This window comes from Bacillus sp. EE-W1, assembly GCF_009760835.1.
GTDB classification, from domain to species: Bacteria; Bacillota; Bacilli; order Bacillales; family Bacillaceae_G; genus Bacillus_A; species Bacillus_A wiedmannii.
On record NZ_WIPE01000074.1, the window covers coordinates 343,611 to 359,042 of the forward strand.

The following is a 15,432-nucleotide window of genomic DNA, read 5'->3' on the forward strand; positions in this document are numbered from 1 at the left end:
TATTTCTGAACACTTTTTGAACATTTATTGAACTTTTTTTGAATTTTTTCTGAAAATTCTGTTTTACGTATGGTATACTACTATTAAATAAAAAGGAAAAGAATATCGCAAACAGAGGGGGATAATCATGAGTTTACTTATCGCACTTATACTAGGGGTTACGTGTGGAGCACTTCCTGTTATTCTAGGAGCTATTATGGAAGAGTTAGAAGTTGGTGTTTTAGGTTTTGTCGCATCTTGTGTAAGCGCTTTATTTTTCGGTTTATTCGGCGCTATTCCTGTTTCAATTCTGTGTGCATTTTATATAGTACGCCATGCTCGTGCAAAACAATTTGGTCCTAATCACATCGCGCAAGTTATTCCATTCCCAATTGAACGATGCCGCCGAGCTTCTAGCTTATAATTATAAAAATTAAATATACCTAAATAAATAAAAGTCCTCAAATGAGGACTTTTATTTATTTTCTTCTAGAAATTGAAACAATTCTTGTAAATGTAGGACATCTTCACTATAGCTAACAGATACGTGACATATACCGTCAATCTCTGCTTGCATATAAAGATCAACCCCATCTCGATCATATTTCAATGCCAAATAAAAATCCATTTCTTCTAACATCTTTTTTGAAGCTCGAATAACATAATGCCCCTTCTCATCTCTTCCATATTCGAATTCCGGCTCAAAATCATATTTTTGTTTAAAAGCTTCTTTTTGTTTTGCACTAATTTGTATACAAGTTGTTCGCTGAACAGTATCAATCATCTCATCAAATTTTTGAAGATCCATCTCATTTACCCCCTTATGTATTTTTTGTATAAAACTTGTGTTCCGCTATTCTCTTCCCCATCTTTCATTAACTCCTCATACAATTCCTTCGCCAAACTTAAACCTGGCACTGGCAATTGCAATTTTTCAGCCTCATCTAAAGCTATCTTCATATCTTTCATAAAATGCTTTACATAAAACCCTGGTTCAAAATCTCCCTTTAACATTCGGGGAGCTAAGTTACTCAATGACCAGCTACCTGCTGCTCCCGTTGAAATACTCTCTAATACTTTATCTGGGTCTAGTCCAGCTTTTTTCGCATAAGCAACAGCTTCACATACTCCAATCATGTTAGAAGCAATCGCAATTTGATTGCACATTTTTGTATGTTGTCCACTTCCAGCTGGTCCTTGCAACTGAATATTTGTCCCTAGTTTTTCAAATAACGGTAAACATTTTTCATATATTTCTTTTTCGCCACCGACCATAATTGCGAGCCTTGCTTCTTTCGCACCAACGTCTCCTCCAGATACAGGCGCATCTAACGTATATACATTCTTACTTTTACCGGTTTCGTTAATACGTTTTGCCAATGTTGGTGTAGATGTCGTGAAATCAATTGCTATCGTGCCTTCATTTGCATTCTCCAAAATTCCATCTATCCCAAAGTATACTTCTTCTACATCATGTGGATACCCAACCATCGTCATTACAACATCAACTTGCTTCACTAACTCTTTCGGTGTATCACACCAATGTGCACCATCTTGCACTAAAGAATCTGTTTTTGCTTTCGTTCTATTATATACATATACTTTATGACCATCTTGCATTAAGTGATAAACCATACTTTTTCCCATTACGCCAATACCAATGAAACCTATTGATAAAGTTTTATGTTCCATTTTCTCATCCCCTTTGTTCTAATAAATCATTTACCATCTTTCGGAACTCTTTATTAAAGTCATCATCCATACTATTTTTCACATTTGAAAATAACATAACAAAAGTTCCTTTTTCTTTATTAAAATTATTGAAAGTGTTCCAACCAGATAATACACCATGATTATGAAAATAATCTGGATATATATAAAAACTAAATGCATATTTCCGTTCTGCTGAAGGTGAAAACATTGCTTGTATACTTTGTTCAGAAAGAAGTTTTCCATTTATAATTGCTTCGTCTAATTTCTTCATATCTCCAACTGTCGTATACATCTCACCACAACCATATAGCCAATCCATGCCTAACTTCTGCGCTGGTACAAGCTCTTGATTTTTTTTCACATAACCCTTTGTAAAATTTTTATCTCCAGGTACCATATTTCCCATACCAGATTCATACATATCTGCTTTTACAAATATGTTTTCTTTTATGTAATCTCCTAAAGGTTTTTTCGATATATGTTCTATTATATAAGCAAGCACCATATAATTATAATCTGTATATCTCCAACCTGTTCCTGCAGGAAATTCTAAATTTTGACGTCCAATCCAATTAATTAACTGTAAACGGGAAGCAGCATTAACATTGCCTTTTGCATGTTCAGGTAAACCAGAGGTATGCGTTAATAAATGATACAGCGTAATATTTTTATTCTCCGGAAATGAAGGAATATATTTATTTACATTATCTTGAATATTCAATTTCCCTTGTTCTTGCAGCTGTAAAATAGATGTGGCAACAACTGTTTTCGTAATAGAACCGATACGATATTTTGTGTGAGGCGTATTTTCTATTTTATTTTGAACATCAGCATACCCATATCCTTTATTCAATATAACATGCTCTTTATCTGTTACCAAAACTGTTCCATTGAATTGCTTTCCGACTAAATATTGATCTAATTTTTGAGATATGCTAACATAATCAATTTGTTGCTCTTCTTTTTCTTCTATATTCCCTTGTACTTCCGTTTCAATAGTAGGATTCACTTTAGTTGTTAATACAGTGTTTTCCTTTATATTGGGGTTAACAAGAAAATAGTATACTCCGCCGCCAACTATAGCAGACAGTGAAGCCATGACCATTACTTTTTTTATCATATTAATCCTCCATAATTCCTTCGCTAAAAATTGTCCCCCTATTCTATTATCAAACAATAAAAAAAAATCGCAACAATTTGTTGCGAAAAATTACATTTTTTCTTTTCTATATACACACACTTGATTTTTTCCATTTTTTTTCGCGCTTCATATAATGCAATATCCGCTCGTTGCATTAATTCTTCTCTTGTAATCCCTTGTTCATATAACGCAACTCCAAAACTCGCTGTTAATTTCGAAATTCCGGAGAACTGCTTTGTTTCAATGAAAAATCGTAATGATTCCGCAACCTGAAATGCTTCTTTTTCTACTGTGTTAGTTACTAATATAATAAATTCTTCTCCTCCCCACCTTGCAAATACATGTTGCTGCTCCACTTTAGATTTCATAAGCTCTGCAAGCTGAATTAATGCTAAGTCACCAAAATCATGGCCATACGTGTCATTTACTATTTTAAAATTATCTATGTCAAATAAAATAAGTGCTATTTTTTCATCGTTACGCATTGCATTATCCCATTCTGCCTCTAGTATTTGTTGGAACTTCAAACGATTATAAATCTCTGTTAACGAATCTATCATAGCAAGCCTTTCTTGTTCTTGATAGATTTCATCTAATTCTGTAATCTCTGTACACTTCACAATAAATCTTGATAAATCTTCTGGCAGTGGTGTCGCGCGCAATAAAAAAGTTGACACTTCCCCTTCATAATTGGACATCTTAATTCTTCTATCATATGATAATGTATCATCTAACCATGTTATATCGTGAGTTGTTGAATAGTATCCGTTTTCTCTAATAAAATGTTCAGCAAATACTAAATGTTGCTCACGATAGGCAAATAAATTTTCATATCCGAAAAACTCTAAAAAATTTGTATTACAATCAACAATCTCATCGTCTTCTACTATAAATAATAGATCATTTTGAAAATCAAACATCGTTTGAAGTAATTCTTGTTGCAAACTTACTTGCCGCACTAAAGAAAGCTGATACAAACTCTTATTCACTTCCTCTAACACCATTTGTGGAGTCACAGGAGCTATCACAATATTACGTATTCCTAACGTAAGCACCTCTGCAAACTCGCTTGTTATCTGTTGATCCCAAATGACAATAAATGTACTCTGTGGATTATACATATTCTTTATATATTTTATTTGAGAAAAATCTGTTACATACATAATTACAATATGTGGTTTTGTTCTCTGAAACAATAATTCTCCTTCTTCAAAACTATTTGCTATAAACATACATTTTGGATGAATATTTTCTATCGTTTGTTGATGTGTACATCCATTTTCTATATAAAGGACATTTAACTGAAGATCTTGTAATACATTTTGGAAAACCGTATTCTCTAATAAAAAATGTAGTATGTTCATCACTAGTCTTCACTCACTTCATATATCTTGTTCTACTGCATTCCTCACAAACATTTTATAAAAAGACTGTTCTCTAAATACTTTAATGAGTGAGGGATACATATTAACAAGCTAATTGAGAATGCTCTCTTCGCTTTTTCTCTATAAATTCCTTTTCTAGTGTATGATTATAGGAATTGTATCGTTTGTATGAATGCCCTAGCTTCCTCTTTAAAACTTGACAATTAAAATAAAGATATTATATTCTTAAATTCGACAACTTACAAAATGTAAGTAGAATATATTACATGTATTTTTTTATAATTTGATATGTTACTTGGAGGATATATAATGACAAACGACAACTTTTTTAATGTTCTATACGAACGCACATCTACACGTGCATTCAACCCAGAGAAAGAAATTTCATCTACAGAGTTACACGAGATTTTAAAGGGAGCTGCTCAAGCACCTTCTGCTTGGAACTTGCAGCACTGGAAATTCCTTGTATTCCAAGGTGAAGATGTACAGAAACGATTGCATCCAATTGCTTATAACCAGCAACAAATACTTGATGCTTCTGCTGTAGTCGCTATTTTAGGTGATTTAGAAGCTTATAAAAACGTTGAACCAGTTTATGGTCCAATTGTAGAACAAGGATTTATGAAAGAAGAAGCAAAAGAGCGCTTAGCTAAAAATATTGAGTCTGCATATGCTCGTGAGCAATTCCCAAGAGATGCAGCCTTTTCAAATGCATCTTTAGCAGCAATGCAACTTATGCTTGCGGCTAAAGCAACTGGCTGGGATACTTGTGCTATTGGTGGTTTCAACCCACAAGCACTTACAGAAGAATTCAATGTTTCATCTCGTTACGTACCAATTATGCTTATTACAATTGGTGAATCAACTTTAAAAGGTCATCCTGCACCACGAATGAGCGTAGAACAAGTGAGTGAATGGGCAAAATAATAAAGTGAAAATATAATCGGTTTTTATGGACAGTTAATCCTCCGCCTAACTTCTTTGCTTTCGCTGAATTTTGAGGTGGGGGGGTTACTGCTCTTTAATACAGAATAAAAAAGAAACGAAGGTAATGAAATTACCTTCGTTTCTTTTTTATTCTGTCACACACCCGTAATATTACAATGTATTATTCGACATCTATACATAAAAAAACAGTAAACTTCATGCTATTCCCATACACATAAATGGCGTTTCGTGTCGAATTTTGTTAAAGTATCGAAATATAACCGTGTGTTTTTGTTACAATTATGATACAATGATAACAAATAGATAACAAGAGAGGGATTTTCATTGAGTTCATACGGAAGCTTTATCGCACTTTTAAGTTACATAGTAACTGTACTGCTGTTATATTTTATTGGCGATGCTACAAACATATCAGTGTTACAATTCCCAAAAGAAGAAGCGTTCAAATTAGACGCGGAAAAACATACTGCAAGATCCATTGCACCACTACTCTTAGCTCTCCCTGTATATATCATCGTTTTATATAAAAGTAAAAAAGTGTAAAGCCTACCTATTTCATTCATTTCGGTGGTCTTTACACTTTTTTGTGATATTTCCCCTATTTTAAACATCATTCCGTACTAAACACCCAGCTAGTCTTTTAAAATGAGAAAATCCCCCAGAAAAAATTCCACTCTCTGTCCAGTCACTCACTACCGAACTTACATAGATTATAAGTGTGAAGGGGGTGATGAGGATTATGTTTGGATCATTTGGATGCTGTGATAACTTTAGAGACTGTCATCATCGTGAAAGAGAGTGCGACCATCGTGACCATCGCGAGAAAGAGAGAGAGGTAAAACCACAACAACCAGCTGTATGTAACGTACTTGCTAGCATTTCAGTTGGAACAGAACTTTCTCTTTTAAGCATTAGAGGTAACGGAACATTCAACAATGTAATTTTTGAAGGTTTCGCTAACGGCGTTGCTCTTTTCTCTGCTTTAGCTCGTAATAACAAAGACGATAAAGATAATAATAAAGACGATAAGAACAATCAAAATCGAAATACTTTTACTGGTATTTTACGTGTATGCCCAACTGATATCGTTGCTATCGCTATCTAATTCCGTTCCTTATCCTCTATAGTAAGAAAATAAGATTTACTTTTCTCATAGAAAAAACCTGAGACCGATTTCAAATCGACTCAGGTTTTTTTATTGATTATATGCTTTTAACTAGTTCAACAACTTCTTCAGCAGTTGACATCATTAATGCTTTTTCTGCTAATGTTTCCATTTCTGCTTTTGACAACTTGCTTAGTTGTGTTCTTGCAGGAAGAATAGATGTTGCACTCATACTGAACTCATCTAAACCTAATCCTAATAATAATGGGATAGCAAGTGAATCGCCCGCCATCTCACCACACATACCAGCCCATTTGCCTTCTTTATGAGCCGCATCGATAACCATTTTTACAAGACGTAAAATAGATGGGTTATATGGTTGGTATAAGTAAGCTACTTGTTCGTTCATACGGTCTGCAGCCATTGTGTATTGGATTAAGTCATTTGTTCCGATAGAGAAGAAATCAACTTCTTTTGCGAATTGATCTGCTAATACTGCTGAAGCTGGGATTTCAACCATCATACCGACTTCAATTGAATCAGAAACAGTTGTCCCCGCTTCTACAAGTTTCGCTTTCTCTTCTAATAAGATTGCTTTCGCTTGACGGAACTCATCAAGAGTTGCAATCATTGGGAACATAATTTTTAAGTTACCGTATACGCTAGCACGAAGTAATGCACGAAGTTGTGTACGGAACACATCTTGCTCATCAAGACATAAGCGAATTGCACGGTATCCTAAGAATGGGTTCATTTCTTTTGGTAAATGTAAGTATGGAAGCTCTTTATCTCCACCGATGTCAAGTGTACGAACAACAACAGGTTGACCTTCTTTTACACCTTCAAGAACTGCTTTATACGCTTCGAACTGCTCTTCTTCTGTTGGAAGATTGTCACGGCCCATGTATAAGAATTCTGTACGGTATAAACCAACGCCTTCTCCGCCATTATCGATAATACCTTGTACATCATTTGGTGTTCCGATATTTGCAACAAGCTCAACGTGATGTCCATCACTTGTTACAGTAGCTTGGTCTTTTAATTTTGCCCATTCAGTTTTTTGCTCTTCAAATTTCGCTTTCTTTTCTTCAAAAGAACGAAGAGTTTCTTCTGATGGATTTACAATTACTTCTCCATCTAAACCGTCGATGATTACGATATCGCCGTTTTGGATTTTCTCCATAACAACTTTCGTACCAACAACTGCAGGAATTTCCATAGAACGAGCCATAATTGCAGAGTGAGATGTACGTCCACCGATATCAGTTGTAAAACCTTTTGCATACTTACGGTTTAACTGAGCTGTATCAGATGGTGTTAAATCTTCAGCAATGATGATTACTTCTTCAGAAATTGTACCAGGGTTTGAGAAGTTAATTCCTAGTAAATGTGCAAGAACGCGTTTTGTTACGTCACGAATGTCCGCAGCACGTTCTTTCATATATTCGTTATCCATATTTTCAAACATAGAAATAAACATTGATGCAACTTCATCCATTGCAAATTCAGCATTTACTTTTTCACTATTTACTTTATCTTTTACTGGGTTTACTAGTTCTGGATCATTTAACACTAATAAATGTGCTTCAAAGATCGCAGCTTTATCGGCACCCAGCTCAGCAAAAGCATGGTCCTTAATTGCTTCTAATTCAGTTTTTGCTTTCTCAAGCGCAGCGTCTAAGCGTGCAATTTCAGCAGCTTCGTTTGTAATTGATTTCTTTTCGATGTTAAATTCAGGATTCTCAAGTCTGAAAGCCTTTGCAATAGCAATCCCACTTGATGCAGCGATCCCTTGAATGTTAAGAGTCATTATTCTCCTAATCCTTCGTTTTTCATAGTTTCTTCGATAGCTGCTAGTGCTTGAGCTGCATCATCACCATTTGCAGTGATTTTAATTTCTGCGTTTTGTTGAATGCCTAAAGACATAACGCCCATGATTGATTTTAAGTTAACGTTTTTTCCGTTATACTCTAAGTTAATGTCAGAACCAAATTTGCTTGCAGTGTTTACAAGTAGAGTTGCTGGACGAGCATGAATTCCTGAGTCGCTAGTTACTTTAAAGATTTTTTCCATGATAATTTATCTCCTTTAAATTACAGTATTTTTTTAGTTGTATAGACGTGAGTACTACATCATCTATTGTATATAATAGGCGATGTTCGGTCAACCACATCGCCTATTATAATTATAAACATTTTGCGTCAAATTCCTACTGAATGTCAATAATAGCGTTTTCGCCCTTCTTAACATTTCCATCTTTTTTCAATTCGACTTGTTGTCCTTGTTGTAAATTCGTAAAGACAATTGGTGTAATGATAGATGGTGCATTTTCTTTTACAAATGCAAGATCTACTTTTAATAATGGTTGTCCTTGTTTCACTTTGTCGCCTTGTGCTACAAGTGCTTCAAAACCCTCACCATTTAATTTTACAGTATCAATACCGAAGTGGATTAAAATTTCTTTTCCGCCTTCAGATTGAATACCAATCGCATGCTTTGTAGGGAATACGTTGACGATCTCACCGTTAACTGGAGAAACTACTGTTCCTTCTGTTGGCTCGATTGCAAATCCGTCTCCCATCATTTTTCCTGAGAATACTTGATCAGGTACTTCTGTAATCGGTAAGATTTTCCCTTCAATTGGTGATACGATTGTTTCGTTTTCATCAACTTGTTTAGGAGTTTCTTCTACCTTTACAGGCTCTTCTTTTTCAACATGAGGTGTACGACCTGACATAATATCATGAATTTGTGATTTTAATGTGTCAGATTTCGGTCCAAAAATAGCTTGAATGTTATTTCCAACTTCAAGTACACCAGCTGCTCCAAGCTCTTTTAAGCGATCTTTGTTTACATTCTTTTGTTCGTTAACTTGAACACGTAAACGAGTAATACAAGCGTCTAAAGAAGCAATGTTTTCTTTACCACCAAGTGCTACTAATACTTCACGTGGAAGTTCTCCTGCTTCTGTTTTACCTGCGCCGTCATTTGCATTTGCTACTTCACGACCAGGTGTTTTTAAATCCCATTTACGGATTGCAAAGCGGAATCCGAAGTAGTAAATAACTGCTAGTACAAGACCAACAATAATTACCCACCACCATGCTGTACGGCCTGGCAGTACACCGAATAACATAAAGTCGATTAAACCACCAGAGAATGTCATACCAATTTTAACACCTAAAATTTGCATTGTCATAAATGATAGACCAGCGAATACTGCGTGAATTCCGAATAGTACTGGTGCTACGAATAAGAATGAAAATTCAAGTGGTTCTGTAATACCTGTTAAGAAAGATGTTAATGCAGCAGAACCTAAAATACCAGCTGCTAATTTTTTATTTTCTGGACGTGCTTCATGGTACATTGCTAATGCTGCTGCTGGAAGACCGAACATCATGAACGGATACTTACCAGTTGTAAATGTACCTGCTGTTAATTCTACACCGTCTTTTAACTGTGCCATAAAGATTTTTTGGTCACCACGGATTAATTCGCCAGCTGCATTTGTATACTGACCGAATTCGAACCAGAACGGTGAATAGAAAATATGATGTAATCCAAATGGAATTAATGAACGTTCAATTAAACCGAATATGAATGCTGCTAATGTTCTATTTGCATCAATCATTTGATGTGAGAACGTATTTAAGCCACCTTGAATATATGGCCAAATGAAACACATGATTATACCTACTACTAAAGAGAATGTTGCAGTTGCGATCGGTACGAAACGCTTACCTGCGAAGAAACCTAAGTATGATGGTAATTCAATGTTGAAGTATTTATTGTAGCAATATGCCGCTACTATACCGACGATAATACCACCAAACACTCCCGTTTGTAGCGTTGGAATTCCTAATACGTTTGCATATGCTGGATCTGTAAATCCAATTTTTACTGGGTCTGCTCCAGAACTTGTTACTTTTACTAGCTTATCTACTTCTAAGAACACACTCATCGTTTTGTTCATAATTAAGTAGCCGACGAACGCTGCTAATCCAGCTACTCCGTCTCCACCAGCTAAACCAATTGCTACCCCAACTGCGAATAATAATGCAAGGTTAGCGAAAATAATATCACCAGATTGTTCCATAATTTTTGCTACCATTACGAACCAATCTGCTTTTAAAGCAGGAATAACATTTGTTAACTGTGGATTTTGAAATGCATTACCAAATCCAAGTAAAATACCTGCTGCCGGTAAAATCGCTACTGGAAGCATTAACGCTTTTCCGACTTTTTGAAGAACACCAAAGATCTTCTTAAACATGGAAACCCTTCCTCTCTTATCTATATTGATACCTTCCGACAAACGCCAAAAAGACATGAGGAAAAAAAGATAGAACGATAGCTATACAAAGGGTAGTATATCCCTTTCTCAAGCTTACATTCCTTGCTTTTCTCCACTCATGCCTGATCGAATCAGTAACACGTGTCAAAAATAGGTTTACGTATAAGTTCACTATAATTAAGGCAAACGTTTTCGTTACTTACCTTAATGTGTTTGTCGAAATTTGTATAACTTTGCAATAGTTATTATACATAACTATTGTAAGCGATTCAATGATTTTTTTTAACGTTTTCATTTTAGACAAAAATATATGTCTTTTTACACATGCTCTGCTTTCACTAAGCGCTGCAGGTGCATCGTTAAATATATGCTCTCTGCTTCATACACAGGAAGTTGCAATTCTTTTTGCATGACCTTAACTAGCTTCCAAGCTAAATTATAACAGACAGGATATTCTGCCTTTAATAAATCAGCAAAACTTTGTGATTCCTCTACTTTTTCCCCTTTTTTTACCCGTTCAATTGCGTATTGTAAATGACGGATAAGGCGTAAATAGTGGATACTTTCTTGGTCTAATGTAATTTGTAAGTTTGTCTCAATTAAAGATACGAGCTGTGCAATGAGACGAGAGTTTTGATTAACTGAAGATAAATCTGAATTTGTAAGCGAACTGTAAATATGGAGTGCAATAAAACCAATTTCTCCTTCTGGCAATGTAATTTGTAAACGAGAATTTAAAAGGTCTACAACACCTTCAGCAATTTCATATTCCTCTGGATAGAGCATTTTCGTTTCAACTAAAAAAGGATTATCAATTGTAAGTCCTTGTTTTAACCGCTTAATCGCAAAAGAAATATGATCTGTTAAAGCGATATGAATATGTTCATTCAATGGTGATTTTGCTTTTTCTTGAATGTAGAACATAATATCATTCATTAATTCAATTAGTTTTTCACTCACATGCGGCACTAACAGTTTGTATTGTTCACGATCACGTTCATTTTTTAAAACAAACATTTTTTCAATTTGTTCTTGCTCCAATACATCTTTCGCTTTTTTCCCAAATCCAATCCCTTTACCAATCACTACTACTTCCTCATGTTCAGGATGGCTAGCAATGATGACATTATTATTTAAAACTTTTTTAATTTCTAGATAATTATTCATATAACACCACCCTCGTACTTAAATAGCCTGCTTTTATGTTACAGAACATTCTTCTTTGTCGTCAATGTAAAACATCTACCATTTCATAAAAATTCATTTTTTAGACATGTTTATATATGATGCGTATAATGTAAGAGCAACTGTACATAGAAAGGAGATAACAACATGATTAAAATGTTTGTAAGTGATATCGATGGTACAATGATGCAACACGGAGGGCTAATTGACGAACAAGATATTGTAGCACTTCGTAGTCTTGCTGAGCAAAATGTTATTCTTTGTTTCGCTTCTGGCCGATTGGATAATGAAATTGCAGACTTAATGAAAGCTGTAAATACAAATTTCCATCGTATTAGTGTAAATGGTGTTTTCGTGTACACACATGAAAACAAGCAACTATTATCCGCAACATTTGATTCGAGTATTCTACCTGATCTGTTAGCAATGACAAATGAAGATCCTTATTTTCGTTATGTAAGTGATGAGCATAATTATTACATTGAAGAGAAAACACCGTTCATTCATGAGCTTGAACAACAAGTAACGATGACTTCTGTTGAAGAACCGCATCTATTACAGAAAATTGATGATACAATTTTCCCAAATAAAATCTCTGTCGGTGGAACAAAGGAAAGCTTACAACTCCTTCAGAAAAAAATTGATGAAAAATTCCACGGAAAAGTTAGTACATTCATTTCAGCAGAACAATGTTTAGATGTAATGCCACCTAATATTAGTAAAGGGGCTGCTATTTCTGTTTTATTAAAAGAGTTTCAACTACAACCAGAGGAAGTTGCTTGCATAGGGGATTCTTATAATGATATCCCGATGTTTTCTTTAACTCCTCACAGTTTTGCTATGTCTCAAGCAGATGAAGCAGTAAAAGAACACGCTCACTATGTAGTAAATACAGTTAAAGATGCTGTTAACCACGTAATTACTCATAATAAAAATACGACTCACTCCTTGTAAGGATGAGTCGTATTTTTTCTTTACATGTTAAACAATTTGACATTAACTGTACTTCACGAACTGAAATATATTATTTGTTACGTGCGATGTTTGTAATAAACTTATAACGATCCCCACGATAAATACATTTCACATACTCTAACGGTACTTCACCTTCTGAATATGACCATTGACGCATTACAAGCACTGGCGCCTTTTTAGGAATATGCAGATGTTCAGCTTCATTATCCGTTGCAATTGAAGCTTCAATTGATTGAGTAGCGCTAACAAGTTTAAAGCCCAGTTTTTTCTCTAAATGTTCATATAAAGATTGTTGCAATATTTCTTCGTTAATATCTTTTACAAGAGCTGGCGACAAATATGTCGTCTCAAAAGCAATCGGTTCATCATCAGCTAAACGTATACGCCTCACTTCATAAACCGACTCTCCCTCCTGTATTCTCAACCGGTCTGCTATTTTCGCAGTAGCTGGAACTAGGCGGAAACTAAGTAATTGACTACTTGGGTTCATCCCACGAGAAATCATATCTTCTGTGAATCCCGTCATTCCTTGCAATTTTTGTTCCACTTTCGGAAGTTGGACAAACGTACCGATTCCACGTTTCCGATATAAATAACCTTGTTCCACTAAATTATTAATCGCCTGTCTGATTGTCATACGACTCACTTCGAACTTATCGCAAAGTTCATTCTCAGATGGGATTTTATCTCCCGGCTTCCATTCGCCGTCCTCAATTAGCTGTTTCACCCACTCTTGAATCTGATAATAGATCGGAAATGGTGAATACTTGTCGATGTTCATCAGCAATCGCCTCACTGCATAAAGATAGAGCTTCTTGATCAGCGATTACGGTTACATTCGGATGACGTTGTAAAACTGTAGCAGGACACGCTTCGCTATATTCACCTTGCAATAATTCTTTCACAGCTTCTGCCTTTTTAGAACCCATAGCAACAAGTAGAATTTGTTTCGCTTTCATAATGCTTCCAATTCCCATTGTAATCGCATGCGTTGGCACATCTTCTTCTTTTTCGAAGAAGCGAAGGTTTGCTTGGCGTGTAGATTCTGTTAATTCAACAATGTTTGTTGGAGAATTAAACAGTGTTCCTGGTTCGTTAAATCCGATGTGACCGTTTTCACCGATTCCAAGAATCTGTAGGTCAACTGGGTTAGCAGCTAGAATGCCCTCGTAACGTTTGCACTCTTCCTCTAAATCACTTGCCATCCCGTTTGGTACATAAGTTTGTTTAAATGGAAGATGATCAAACAACTGTTCTTGCATGAAATAGTGATAGCTGTTTTTATCTTCATGTGGTAAATTTACGTACTCATCTAAGTTTACAGTGGTTACACGGCTTGTATCAAGTTTATTTTTTCGCATTTCTGCATAAATACCTAATGGAGAGCTTCCTGTAGCCATTCCTAATGTTGGATTTTCTTTTGTTTTTACAACTTCTTCAATTAATTTATACCCTGCTTCTGCTAGTTCTTCTGGAGTTTTTACAACAAGAATATTCATTTAATTACTTCCCTTCCTTCATATGAATTCCTAAACGAACCGTATCATATACATGTAAATCTTCATTCATCACAACAAAGTCTGCATCTTTTCCTACCGCTAATGCACCTTTATGATTTAATCCAAACTCTTCTGCTTGGTTAACTGATGTCATCAGTACTGCATCTTCGATTGAACAACCTGTAAATTCAATTACATTTCGGAAAGCTTGATCCATTTTTAGAATACTACCAGCTAACGTTCCATCTTCTAATCGAGCACTACCATCTTTTACATGTACTGGCTGTCCGCCAAGCTCATATAATCCATCTTCAAGACCTTTTGCACGCATTGCGTCAGTAATAACACTTACTTTTTTCGGTCCTTTTAATTTATATGCTAATTTCACCATATCAGGGTGAATATGAATACCATCTGTAATTACTTCAACCATTACATCTGGATTTAATAACACATGACCAACAACTCCTGGTTCTCGGTGATGTAATCCACGCATTTGATTGTATAAATGCGTTGCATGTGTAATGTTTCTATTTTTTAGTTGCGCATCAATTGCATCTGTATGCCCCATTGTGCCAACAACACCAGTTTCAGCAAGATACTGCTCAAACTCTAACGCACCTTCTTCTTCAGGTGCATATGTTACTAATTTAATTAGATTCCCGCTTGCTTCCTGCCATTGTTTAAATTGTTCAATATTCGCAGGAACAATATGTTCAAGTGGTTGTGCACCTGCACGTTTTTTTGAAACATACGGTCCTTCTAAGTGAATATATTCGAAATGTGCTCCTTTTTCTTTTGCTTCCTTCGCAGCATGTAGTGCCGCTTCGATTGCTTCTGGAGCTTGTGTCATTGTTGTTGGAAAGTAAGTTGTAACTCCTTCTTTTAACATTTCTTTACCTAGAGTTACTAATCCATCGCTATTTGCATCCATCGCATCAATATCGTATCCACCATGAATATGAACATCAATCATACCTGGAATCACAATCTTCCCTGCTGCATCTAAAACCGCTTCATTTTCTTGTGATACATATTGAGCCATCAAACCAATTTCTTTAATTGTTTCTGCGTAACGAATAAATCCGTTTTCCACTACTTCTTGACCTGTATAAATTTTGGCATTGATGACAACTTGCGTTTTCATTTTCATCGATCCTTTCCCATGAAATACCTACTTGTTATTATTACCTTATTCGCCTAATTCC

At 35.4% G+C, this 15,432-nt stretch carries 15 protein-coding genes and 1 pseudogene; 5 read left to right on the forward strand and 11 right to left on the reverse strand.

Annotated features, from left to right (window positions below):
* Window positions 1-127 precede the first annotated feature (127 nt).
* Window positions 128-403 (forward strand): hypothetical protein, encoded by a 276-nt coding sequence (locus GFJ36_RS20985; RefSeq protein WP_000054671.1) that lies wholly within the window; start codon window positions 128-130, stop codon window positions 401-403.
* Between the two features lie 51 nt (window positions 404-454).
* Here GFJ36_RS20985 and GFJ36_RS20990 read toward each other — a convergent pair whose 3' ends face one another.
* The 4 genes and pseudogenes from GFJ36_RS20990 to GFJ36_RS21005 all read right to left on the reverse strand — a co-directional run bounded on the left by GFJ36_RS20990 (window position 455) and on the right by GFJ36_RS21005 (window position 4,197).
* Window positions 455-787 carry a DUF3909 family protein gene (locus GFJ36_RS20990; protein WP_087985115.1) on the reverse strand — a complete coding sequence of 111 codons (333 nt, stop codon included), beginning with the start codon at window positions 785-787 and terminating at the stop codon, window positions 455-457.
* Window positions 788-792: 5 nt separating this feature from the next.
* On the reverse strand, window positions 793-1,671 hold the full coding sequence (locus tag GFJ36_RS20995; protein WP_088064338.1) for an NAD(P)-dependent oxidoreductase: 879 nt from the start codon (window positions 1,669-1,671) through the stop codon (window positions 793-795).
* A 4-nt stretch (window positions 1,672-1,675) separates the two neighbouring features.
* Window positions 1,676-2,812, reverse strand: a complete 1,137-nt coding sequence (locus GFJ36_RS21000; RefSeq protein WP_141542696.1) for a serine hydrolase domain-containing protein — start codon at window positions 2,810-2,812, stop codon at window positions 1,676-1,678.
* A gap of 90 nt (window positions 2,813-2,902) precedes the next feature.
* A pseudogene (locus GFJ36_RS21005) lies at window positions 2,903-4,197 on the reverse strand (GGDEF domain-containing protein).
* A 330-nt stretch (window positions 4,198-4,527) separates the two neighbouring features.
* Between GFJ36_RS21005 and GFJ36_RS21010 the strand changes: the two are divergent.
* The 3 genes from GFJ36_RS21010 to GFJ36_RS21020 all read left to right on the forward strand — a co-directional run bounded on the left by GFJ36_RS21010 (window position 4,528) and on the right by GFJ36_RS21020 (window position 6,271).
* Window positions 4,528-5,145 carry a nitroreductase family protein gene (locus tag GFJ36_RS21010; RefSeq protein ID WP_000180385.1) on the forward strand — a complete coding sequence of 206 codons (618 nt, stop codon included), beginning with the start codon at window positions 4,528-4,530 and terminating at the stop codon, window positions 5,143-5,145.
* 345 nt (window positions 5,146-5,490) lie between these two features.
* A complete protein-coding gene (locus GFJ36_RS21015; RefSeq protein WP_088064340.1) occupies window positions 5,491-5,709 on the forward strand; it encodes a hypothetical protein in 219 nt (72 codons plus the stop codon).
* A 196-nt stretch (window positions 5,710-5,905) separates the two neighbouring features.
* Window positions 5,906-6,271: a DUF3915 domain-containing protein gene (locus GFJ36_RS21020; RefSeq protein ID WP_000468033.1), complete on the forward strand. Its 366-nt coding sequence runs from the start codon at window positions 5,906-5,908 to the stop codon at window positions 6,269-6,271.
* A gap of 97 nt (window positions 6,272-6,368) precedes the next feature.
* On the opposite strand, the gene ptsP is transcribed toward GFJ36_RS21020, so the two are convergent.
* The 4 genes from ptsP to glcT all read right to left on the reverse strand — a co-directional run bounded on the left by ptsP (window position 6,369) and on the right by glcT (window position 11,732).
* Complete coding sequence (ptsP, locus tag GFJ36_RS21025) at window positions 6,369-8,081, reverse strand: phosphoenolpyruvate--protein phosphotransferase (protein ID WP_000174214.1); 1,713 nt, start codon at window positions 8,079-8,081, stop codon at window positions 6,369-6,371.
* A complete protein-coding gene (gene ptsH, locus GFJ36_RS21030) occupies window positions 8,081-8,344 on the reverse strand; it encodes a phosphocarrier protein HPr (RefSeq protein ID WP_000411080.1) in 264 nt (87 codons plus the stop codon). The genes ptsP and ptsH overlap by 1 nt, the downstream gene beginning before the upstream one ends.
* A gap of 136 nt (window positions 8,345-8,480) precedes the next feature.
* Window positions 8,481-10,544, reverse strand: a complete 2,064-nt coding sequence (gene ptsG, locus GFJ36_RS21035) for a PTS glucose transporter subunit IIABC (protein WP_000473194.1) — start codon at window positions 10,542-10,544, stop codon at window positions 8,481-8,483.
* Between the two features lie 339 nt (window positions 10,545-10,883).
* Window positions 10,884-11,732 (reverse strand): glucose PTS transporter transcription antiterminator GlcT, encoded by an 849-nt coding sequence (gene glcT, locus GFJ36_RS21040; protein WP_001067321.1) that lies wholly within the window; start codon window positions 11,730-11,732, stop codon window positions 10,884-10,886.
* A 165-nt stretch (window positions 11,733-11,897) separates the two neighbouring features.
* Between glcT and GFJ36_RS21045 the strand changes: the two genes are divergently transcribed.
* Window positions 11,898-12,704 carry a Cof-type HAD-IIB family hydrolase gene (locus GFJ36_RS21045; protein WP_046956417.1) on the forward strand — a complete coding sequence of 269 codons (807 nt, stop codon included), beginning with the start codon at window positions 11,898-11,900 and terminating at the stop codon, window positions 12,702-12,704.
* Between the two features lie 70 nt (window positions 12,705-12,774).
* On the opposite strand, the gene phnF is transcribed toward GFJ36_RS21045, so the two are convergent.
* From phnF to nagA, 3 genes are read right to left on the reverse strand one after another with little or no spacing between them, the layout of a single operon-like run.
* On the reverse strand, window positions 12,775-13,506 hold the full coding sequence (phnF, locus tag GFJ36_RS21050) for a phosphonate metabolism transcriptional regulator PhnF (protein WP_002194085.1): 732 nt from the start codon (window positions 13,504-13,506) through the stop codon (window positions 12,775-12,777).
* Window positions 13,436-14,224 (reverse strand): glucosamine-6-phosphate deaminase, encoded by a 789-nt coding sequence (gene nagB / locus GFJ36_RS21055; protein ID WP_001024205.1) that lies wholly within the window; start codon window positions 14,222-14,224, stop codon window positions 13,436-13,438. The genes phnF and nagB overlap by 71 nt, the downstream gene beginning before the upstream one ends.
* Window positions 14,225-14,228: 4 nt before the next feature.
* A complete protein-coding gene (gene nagA / locus GFJ36_RS21060) occupies window positions 14,229-15,371 on the reverse strand; it encodes an N-acetylglucosamine-6-phosphate deacetylase (RefSeq protein WP_002107769.1) in 1,143 nt (380 codons plus the stop codon).
* Window positions 15,372-15,432 lie beyond the last annotated feature (61 nt).

Bases quoted from the DNA above. Each gene is read 5' to 3' on its own strand.
- GFJ36_RS20985 (WP_000054671.1), top strand. From the start codon at position 128: ATGAGTTTACTTATCGCACTTATACTAGGGGTTACGTGTGGAGCACTT.
- GFJ36_RS20990 (WP_087985115.1), bottom strand. From the start codon at position 787: ATGGATCTTCAAAAATTTGATGAGATGATTGATACTGTTCAGCGAACA.
- GFJ36_RS20995 (WP_088064338.1), bottom strand. From the start codon at position 1,671: ATGGAACATAAAACTTTATCAATAGGTTTCATTGGTATTGGCGTAATG.
- GFJ36_RS21000 (WP_141542696.1), bottom strand. From the start codon at position 2,812: ATGATAAAAAAAGTAATGGTCATGGCTTCACTGTCTGCTATAGTTGGC.
- GFJ36_RS21010 (WP_000180385.1), top strand. From the start codon at position 4,528: ATGACAAACGACAACTTTTTTAATGTTCTATACGAACGCACATCTACA.
- GFJ36_RS21020 (WP_000468033.1), top strand. From the start codon at position 5,906: ATGTTTGGATCATTTGGATGCTGTGATAACTTTAGAGACTGTCATCAT.
- ptsP (WP_000174214.1), bottom strand. From the start codon at position 8,081: ATGACTCTTAACATTCAAGGGATCGCTGCATCAAGTGGGATTGCTATT.
- ptsH (WP_000411080.1), bottom strand. From the start codon at position 8,344: ATGGAAAAAATCTTTAAAGTAACTAGCGACTCAGGAATTCATGCTCGT.
- ptsG (WP_000473194.1), bottom strand. From the start codon at position 10,544: ATGTTTAAGAAGATCTTTGGTGTTCTTCAAAAAGTCGGAAAAGCGTTA.
- glcT (WP_001067321.1), bottom strand. From the start codon at position 11,732: ATGAATAATTATCTAGAAATTAAAAAAGTTTTAAATAATAATGTCATC.
- GFJ36_RS21045 (WP_046956417.1), top strand. From the start codon at position 11,898: ATGATTAAAATGTTTGTAAGTGATATCGATGGTACAATGATGCAACAC.
- phnF (WP_002194085.1), bottom strand. From the start codon at position 13,506: ATGAACATCGACAAGTATTCACCATTTCCGATCTATTATCAGATTCAA.
- nagB (WP_001024205.1), bottom strand. From the start codon at position 14,224: ATGAATATTCTTGTTGTAAAAACTCCAGAAGAACTAGCAGAAGCAGGG.
- nagA (WP_002107769.1), bottom strand. From the start codon at position 15,371: ATGAAAACGCAAGTTGTCATCAATGCCAAAATTTATACAGGTCAAGAA.